At 42.6% G+C, this 7,035-nt stretch carries 7 protein-coding genes; 4 read left to right on the top strand and 3 right to left on the bottom strand.

Annotated features, from left to right (window positions below; genetic code table 11):
• The first annotated feature begins 47 nt into the window (after window positions 1-47).
• From HF638_RS12030 to HF638_RS12025, 3 genes are all read left to right on the top strand, one after another.
• Window positions 48-1,007 carry a sigma-70 family RNA polymerase sigma factor gene (locus tag HF638_RS12030; RefSeq protein WP_169480396.1) on the top strand — a complete coding sequence of 320 codons (960 nt, stop codon included), beginning with the start codon at window positions 48-50 and terminating at the stop codon, window positions 1,005-1,007.
• A 354-nt stretch (window positions 1,008-1,361) separates the two neighbouring features.
• Complete coding sequence (locus HF638_RS28565) at window positions 1,362-1,625, top strand: hypothetical protein (RefSeq protein ID WP_248278114.1); 264 nt, start codon at window positions 1,362-1,364, stop codon at window positions 1,623-1,625.
• A 24-nt stretch (window positions 1,626-1,649) separates the two neighbouring features.
• The gene (locus tag HF638_RS12025) at window positions 1,650-2,225 is read left to right on the top strand and encodes a 3'-5' exonuclease (RefSeq protein WP_248278113.1); all 576 of its coding nucleotides are present in this window, start codon (window positions 1,650-1,652) and stop codon (window positions 2,223-2,225) included.
• A 29-nt stretch (window positions 2,226-2,254) separates the two neighbouring features.
• Here the strand turns inward: HF638_RS12025 and HF638_RS12020 are convergent, their stop codons facing one another.
• Genes HF638_RS12020 through HF638_RS12010 form a run of 3 tightly spaced genes read right to left on the bottom strand, consistent with a single transcriptional unit; the run spans window position 2,255 to window position 5,257 of the window.
• Window positions 2,255-3,040 carry a MerR family transcriptional regulator gene (locus HF638_RS12020; RefSeq protein WP_169480395.1) on the bottom strand — a complete coding sequence of 262 codons (786 nt, stop codon included), beginning with the start codon at window positions 3,038-3,040 and terminating at the stop codon, window positions 2,255-2,257.
• Window positions 3,015-3,941 carry a DUF2268 domain-containing putative Zn-dependent protease gene (locus tag HF638_RS12015; RefSeq protein ID WP_169480394.1) on the bottom strand — a complete coding sequence of 309 codons (927 nt, stop codon included), beginning with the start codon at window positions 3,939-3,941 and terminating at the stop codon, window positions 3,015-3,017. The genes HF638_RS12020 and HF638_RS12015 overlap by 26 nt, the downstream gene beginning before the upstream one ends.
• A gap of 59 nt (window positions 3,942-4,000) precedes the next feature.
• Window positions 4,001-5,257, bottom strand: a complete 1,257-nt coding sequence (locus tag HF638_RS12010) for an MFS transporter (protein ID WP_169480393.1) — start codon at window positions 5,255-5,257, stop codon at window positions 4,001-4,003.
• 276 nt (window positions 5,258-5,533) lie between these two features.
• Between HF638_RS12010 and HF638_RS12005 the strand changes: the two genes are divergently transcribed.
• Window positions 5,534-6,832 (top strand): galactokinase, encoded by a 1,299-nt coding sequence (locus HF638_RS12005; RefSeq protein ID WP_169480392.1) that lies wholly within the window; start codon window positions 5,534-5,536, stop codon window positions 6,830-6,832.
• The last annotated feature ends 203 nt before the right edge of the window (window positions 6,833-7,035 follow it).

Here is a 7,035-nt window from a genome sequence, read left to right as displayed (position 1 = left end):
TTCTACACGAATCCGGCCATGGGCCATTTTTTATTTATTTCCAGTAGGTGTCGCACTTCATATTACAATTCGTCATAACTAAAGAAGAAAACACAGCTAATTATGAAAATATCGGAAATCAGAGATATGATAAATCTCAGATAAATTATAACTCTTTATATAAAAAAGTCCTTACTATTGATGAGACATTAAGCGGGTATATTGAAAAAATAAAGTTAATTATGCCTCCTCAACAAGGAGAGGAGGCACTTCTTATTCATCATGTTAAGGAAGGTAATCAATTCGCCAAAGAGCGTATGGTAACTATGTTTTTGAAGGTTGCTCTTAGAATAGCACTCCGGAATCATGAAAAATTCGGATACCCACTAGATGAAACTATTCAAAATGCTAATATAGGGTTGTTGCTAGCTGTGGAAAAAATTCCAGTTGATAAGAATTTAAAGTACTCAACCTATGCTACTTGGTGGGTACGACAATACATTGCTCGTGAAACACAAGGTATTAGCAGGGTGTTTTATACTTTTCCAGCACATGTTAGAGAAAAACTGTTAATAGTAGTCAATACAAAAAGAAGCCATGATTGTTCTCAATGTATTAGTGGCGAAAATTGTATTAATCTAATTGAATGTATAGCTAAACAGCTGAATATTGATAAAAATAGGGCTATTTGGTACCTTAAAATACTAGAGGATCCATTGAGTATTGAACAGTTAATAAGTTTTGATGATTGCTTACTAAGTGACTATGGGGATCAGAAGGAAAAACTAATGCTTAGAATTTATAAAAGCAATCTAAAATATATGTTATATGAAGCTTTTTCAATACTTAATTCAAAAGAAAAGCAAGTATTAGAGTTTAGGTATGGTCTTCTTGATGGGAAACAAAAAACACTAGAAGAAATTGGAGCTATATATGGTGTTACAAGGGAACGTATCCGTCAAATTGAATCAAAAGCTTTAAATAAATTGAGATCTAGGTATTCTAAGGATTACTTTGGTTTCAGCTGATTGAAGAGGAAACTTTTAAAGCTAAAGCTAGCGGTGCTGCAGCGATACCAATTGGGGATCGCGCAGCTTTTTTCGTCTGCAGAAATACTATTCAAGTAAAGATTCATAAATAAATTTATTATTTAGTATTGTTTTTTTGTATATAATGTATTTTGACTGGAATCAAGAAATTTATACATGGAAAATACATTGAAAGAAGCTATTCCCGAGAAAGAGACAGTAGGAGAAAAAACTATTATTGGATACCTTGAAGAAACACCTCCCAAAAGACTATATCGTATATGAACCTGAAATTCGTGGAAGCAGACCGGATTTTGTCATTATAGGACCAGATTTAGGGTTTCTTGTCTAGAAGTGGAATCTGCATCAGGTGAACCGGGACAAATGGACTTTGCGAAATACGGGCGGTGGAGACAGGGGCAGGACTTTGATGCGGATTGGCTGAAGCTCGTGAGCGCATGCTTCAATGAGGAGACGCAGTCGCTGCTGCTTCTGGAGGGTCGGGCGCAAACCATTTTCAAACAAAAAAATAGCTTGGCTCAAGATACAGGATTAGACTTCCGGGGACGTTCCAAGATACCAAAAAGGAATACGGCACAGGTTGTTCAATTTGCGTGAGAATTATATAAAGACCAGTCTAAGTTGCAACAGAAAGTTATCAGCACCGGGGCTGATGCAATTGAGATTATACCGCCTCAGTTTACGAATCGTAAAGGTCCAGAGCCTCTAATTTATCGCAGTAAAAGTACACAAGCAGAGATGGCTTTTGTTGCCAAATCGATAGACTATTTACGGCGTGAAAAATCGTTCGCTCTTAAGGACATTGCCATTTTGTACAGGGTACAGGAGTCTAATCAAGTCAACAGTATCGAAGAATTGGGAAAAGCTCTGGACGAAAATCATCTACCGTATAATTGGGTAACCCAGAATGACCTATCTAAAACGAACTTTAATCGGGAAGAGGAAAGTATTAAAGTTCTGACAATAGACAGTGCTAAGGGATTGGATTTCAGAGCAGTGTTTATGATTTCGATTGAGACCATGCCACGTAAAGCAGGCAAAGCAAATGAAGTTGATGAACGGGAAGTCTCTCGTTTCTATATCGGGATGACGCGAGCGTTGGAGTGGTTATTTCTGAGCTACTCAGGCGAATCTCAATTCACTCGATATCTCGATGAGGTCCAGCGGCAGCGGATGGATAAACAGGCTATGTTATGAAGCTCAAGACCTTTGAAACCATCCTAATACTAGGAATCGGGTTTCAAAGGTCTTCCCCCACCCTCCACATAAACCATAATCGCTTGATACAAAAACCTCAAAAAGTCCTCATCGCCAAACTGATCAAAATAACCCACATAACGGCGATCCGTCGTATAGGCTTCTGCGATACATCTCAAAATCTCAGCATCACAGCTCATAAACTGTTCCAGACAACTCTTCCATTCACGCACTAACGATTGTACTTCACCAGAAGCAGGAGACAACTCCTGATGCTTTGCCAACTCCCGAAATACCTGTTCCATATTGATCGAGAACTGCAGGTAGGCTTGTTCTTGCTCTTCCGCAGACAGCTGGCTCACATTAGCTTCGAATTCCTGATATTTCTCGGTATTTCCGTAGATGAACTTTGCCTCGGATTCATATTGCTCTTGAATGGACAGAATGGGGGAATCGTCAAACAGATGAAGATGAGAGATATCCGTCCCATCCACATACTCGTCCAACTGGTTGATGATGGTTTCGAGTTTTTGTTTTCGTTGAACCAGTGTACTGCGGTGCTCTCTCAGGATATCTTTCTGTTCGTCTTTGGAAAGTTGCATCATGGCTGCAATGTCTTTCAATGAGAAATTCATTTCTTTGAACAAGAGAATCATTTGCAGATTTCCCAGTGCCTCTTGATCGTAATACCGATAGCCGTTGTCTTCGACTTTGCTCGGTTTCAATAGATCCGTTTTATCGTAATAATGTAATGCGCGTTTGGTGATGCCAGTAATCTGAATGATATCTTTAACGGTGAAATAGGGTGTCTTCATTCCAAAATTCCTTTGTTTCAGCAAGGATGACACTTGCCGGAGTGATGGTTGCTTCGGTAATCGGTGTACCTGTTTTGTTCAGATAATATTGGATTAAGTGATAACCGCAGGCATAGCCAGCCGCATAGGGCAAACCTACGGGCGTGAAGTTTTGCATGATGGCAAGTTCATCGCCGTATAGATAGGGATTAATCTGCTCAAAACCGGTGACATGCAGCTGGTCTTTCATCTTCGGTTTGATTACTTTATTCAAAGTCTCCATATCCGTTTTAGCTACCCAGGGGCCTAGCAACTCTTCTCCATACAGGGATGTCGCAAAACTCTCGGCCAGCCCCTCGCTAACAACCATTTCGCCAAGCGTAACATGTTGATCCCACTGGATATGTTGATACCTTACGTTATGATTGCATTCATGGGCTAACACGGATTGCATACGAGGTAGAGTATACCTATTGGGGATCAGGTTCGCAATAATATAACCCGGGATTCCACCATCTCCGCTGATGCCTTCGTTCATGGTGAGTGAAGGACTGTTCTTGTCGCCTAATAAAATCGTATATAGGTATTCGGAGACCGATAGCTCAATCCCGTGATCTGTAAAGGTGGATAGACTCGTACAAACGGCTTCATGACACTGTTGCCAAAATGCTTCAGACGAAATCGCTGCTAACGATTCGTTAATCTCAGGTGTGATATCTGCGGGAGCAATATTCATAAAGTTATTCATCATGATCACATCGAAGCCGTGAGGCTCATGAGAGCGAAACGGGATCTGTTGTATGTTCCATTTGTTCATGAAAGGACCCATCATTCGCTCGCGGTATAACTCCAATTTCTCATCGGGTGCAACCTGGATGATCTCCTCATAGATTTGATCTGAACGTAAAGCGGTAATTTTCATCCTTAATCTCTCCTTCATGTAAGCTTGAGATCATTATCAAGTATGACCTAACGTAACAGTCAAGCGTTGATGTTACGCTGCTGGCTCTCTGAATGATTCTGCATCTTCATTGCGAATATCAGACTAGACAGGATATAGATCAGGCTTAACAAGAGATAAGGGAGTTGCAGCGAGAATACGCGATCAAATGTCGTTTCACTAACCCGCACCAATAACCCGCCGAGAAGCGTACCAATGGCACTAATGCCAAAGGACAAAAAGCGAAACACACTTCCAACCCTGCCAAGCATCTCATTAGGAACGGAACGTTGCAGGATGGAGGAACGCGTAACATTGTAGACAATAATGAAAAATGCAGCACAGAAGTACAGTCCGCCTACCATATACGCATTTGTAGTTAGACCCACCACACCGTATATGATTCCCATGCACAAAATGGAAGAGATAATCAATTGTTTTGTACTCCATCTCTTACGCATATAAGCAACAGCCTGGCTCCCCACGATGCTGCCGATTGTTGCAATGGAGATGAGGATACCAAATGCAAAAGCATCCAACTGAAGCACATCTCGTACAAAAAAGATCTGAGTAGACAGAGCGATCGAATACATCAGCGTAATGGTGACAGATAGAATAGCTAGTCCGCGGAGAAAACGATCATGATAGACATATTGAATACCGGACCACATCTCGCGTTTCCAATTCTTCATCGGGCGAACTACCTTCTTGGTTGTTTCCGTATCCCCTGGGTAGAAGTTTCCCTTCAAACTAATTAAAAAGAGCAGAGCAATAACAGCCGTTACGGCGTCTATGGCAAAAGGAAAAACAATATGCAGGGTTATGATAAACCCTCCCAGAGCAACGCCCATAATATCACTTGTGATTAACTGTCCCGCGGTGAATTGCCCGTTGGCTTTTTCCAACTTACTTTCATCTACTAGTTGTGGGATGACCGTCTGCACTGTACTGTCGAATACAACTCGGCTCAGGCCAATTCCAAACATGAACAGAGCCAGAATCGGAATGCTCACCCATCCTCCCCAGATGCATAACGTCAGAGCAAGTAGAAGGATCATTCGCGTAAAGCCTGCCCCAATCAGCATATGTTTGCGTGAGTAACGGTCGATGAGAACACCCACGGGCAGACTGAAGAGTAGCCAGGGTAAACGAAGTGCCGTCATCGTGACAGAGGCATACAGCGTATCGCTCGTTAGTGTGGAAATTAACCAAGGGACCGCAGCAAGTGTAAGTCCATCACCCAAAAATGTAAGCGAAGATGCACCGAATAACTTGGTATAGTTCGACCTAATTTTCATCGTTCCCTCCACCATTAAGATGTAAAGCATAGCAAATTTAAGACTGGAAGATAATGTGTTTTCACTTAAACCAAATTTAAGTTATTCTAAAATGGTTTTCAATCCTATTTTTACAATAAATAACTTCACAAAACGCTTACAAACTTTCAATTCTACCCTACCTTTTCAGCTACGAAGCTGAGATAATGGGAGAGGAATAAGACATGAAATAGATGCGACAACCATGTTCACCAACAGCCAAAAAATAAAAGCTGCACATCCATAGGAGGATTATTAATGACGACACAACCATTGAATCTGATCCAATCCACGGAGGGCCAAGCGTTACTTGCCCAAATGTATGGACAATCACAAGTAGAGGAACAGACTGCACGTTACACAAAGCTGAACGCAACGTTCGAAGAGTACTTCGGCCCGCAAGAGGGAAGCAAGTTGTTCAGCGCAGCAGGACGTAGCGAGATTGGCGGCAATCATACGGATCATAACCATGGTAAAGTGCTGGCGGGCAGCATTACGCTGGATACACTTGCGGTGGCTGCACCAACTGCGGAGTCGGTTATTACGTTTTACTCAGAAGGCTATGACAAGAAATATGTAATCGATCTCACGGACCTCACGCCAAATACGGAAGACGATGGCACAACAGCATTGATTCGCGGTATGGCTGCAGGATTTGGAGAATTCGGATATAAGGTAGGCGGCTTCCAGGCGTACCTCTCAAGTAATGTGTTCTCTGCATCAGGGGTGAGTTCCTCGGCGTCATTTGAGATGCTGATCTGTACGATTTTGAATCATTTCTATAACGATGGAGAACTGGATGTTGTGACCTTGGCCAAAATCGGTCAGTATGCGGAGAATCACTATTGGAACAAACCTTCCGGTCTGCTGGATCAGATGGCTTGTGCGTACGGCGGACTCATTGCTATTGATTTTGAAAATCCTGCACAGCCAGTCATCGAGCCTGTTCAGTGGGATTTCCAACAAAACGGATACTCATTGGTCATTGTGAATACGGGCGGTAACCACGCTGATCTGACAGAAGATTACGCTGCTGTGCCATATGAGATGAGAGCGGTTGCTCAGGCACTGGGCAGTGAGTATGTTCGGGAAATTACAGCAGACGCAATTTATGCGAACCTCAAGAAGGTTCGTGAAGCTGCTGGCGATCGTGCCGTGTTGCGTGCGCTTCATTTCCTGGAAGAAAACAATCGTGTCGATGGTCAGGTTCAGGCGTTGCGTGATGGACGTTTTGCTGATTTCTTGAAACTGATTACGGCGTCCGGTAACTCGTCATGGAAGTGGTTGCAGAATGTATATCAGAGTGGTGCTGTGAAGGAACAGGAGATTGGCATCGCGTTGGCACTGACCGAGAATTATCTGCAAAACCTGGGTGATGGCGCTTGTCGTATTCATGGTGGTGGATTCGCAGGGGTTATTCTGACGATACTTCCGAACGAAAAAGTAGAAGAGTATATGTCTTGGATGCACGACATGTTGGACACGCCGATTATTGTCGTTAATGTGCGTGCACAAGGTGCAGTATGCCTGAATGAATTGATCGCTAACGCGAGCTAAACGCAGTCAGATTAATAGTTCTGATATGATTCAACGAAGCCCGGGCCATGCCCGGGCTTTTTGGTTTTTCCTTTTTTGAAAAAACTCCAAACCTTGAAGGTCTGTAATGTGTTATTTAAGTAGTGGTTTAGTGAGGAAGGTAGTGACATGGAATACAGGCGTATTGAAGATGGTTTGATTAGGTGAGGGGCTGTATCTCAATA

The organism is Paenibacillus sp. SZ31 (assembly GCF_012912005.1).
Classification (GTDB): domain Bacteria; phylum Bacillota; class Bacilli; order Paenibacillales; family Paenibacillaceae; genus Paenibacillus.
This window is presented reverse-complemented; position numbering and strand designations above follow the sequence as displayed.

Bases quoted from the DNA above. Each gene is read 5' to 3' on its own strand.
- HF638_RS12015 (WP_169480394.1), bottom strand. From the start codon at position 3,941: ATGAAAATTACCGCTTTACGTTCAGATCAAATCTATGAGGAGATCATC.
- HF638_RS12005 (WP_169480392.1), top strand. From the start codon at position 5,534: ATGACGACACAACCATTGAATCTGATCCAATCCACGGAGGGCCAAGCG.
- HF638_RS12010 (WP_169480393.1), bottom strand. From the start codon at position 5,257: ATGAAAATTAGGTCGAACTATACCAAGTTATTCGGTGCATCTTCGCTT.
- HF638_RS12020 (WP_169480395.1), bottom strand. From the start codon at position 3,040: ATGAAGACACCCTATTTCACCGTTAAAGATATCATTCAGATTACTGGC.